Source organism: Tamlana crocina (assembly GCF_012037625.1).
Genome location: NZ_JAAVJS010000377.1, coordinates 1 through 396 on the forward strand (window position 1 = coordinate 1; position 396 = coordinate 396).

General features: G+C 37.4%; 3 protein-coding genes. All 3 read right to left on the minus strand.

Going from position 1 to position 396, the window contains the following annotated elements:
• Positions 1–137, minus strand: a 137-nt coding sequence (gene rpsM / locus HC176_RS17195) for a 30S ribosomal protein S13 (protein WP_167920227.1), incomplete at its 3' end; no start/stop codon positions are given.
• 2 nt (positions 138–139) lie between these two features.
• Positions 140–256: a type B 50S ribosomal protein L36 gene (gene ykgO / locus HC176_RS17200; protein ID WP_037325435.1), complete on the minus strand. Its 117-nt coding sequence runs from the start codon at positions 254–256 to the stop codon at positions 140–142.
• Between the two features lie 5 nt (positions 257–261).
• The coding region (infA, locus tag HC176_RS17205; RefSeq protein ID WP_167920229.1) for a translation initiation factor IF-1 at positions 262–396 on the minus strand (135 nt) is incomplete at its 5' end.

A 396-nucleotide genomic window follows, 5' to 3' on the forward strand; every position in this document is an offset into this window, starting at 1 on the left:
GAAACTTTCTTGCTCTCATCTACGTTGGCCTCTTTAAGAATTTCCTGAGCTCTGCTCTTTCCAATTCCGAAGATATAGGTCAATGCTATAACGCCTCGCTTTTGTTTTGGTATATCAACACCTGCAATTCTAGCCATAACTACCCTTGTCTTTGTTTAAATTTTGGATTCTTTTTGTTAATCACGTACAGTCTGCCTTTTCTTCGCACAATTTTGCACTCGGCACTTCTTTTTTTAATTGATGCTCTAACTTTCATAGTTATTAGTATCTGTAAGTTATTCGAGCCTTTGATAAATCGTACGGGCTCATTTCTAATTTCACTTTGTCTCCAGGTAACAACTTAATATAATGCATACGCATCTTACCTGAAATATGCGCGGTCACCACATGACCATT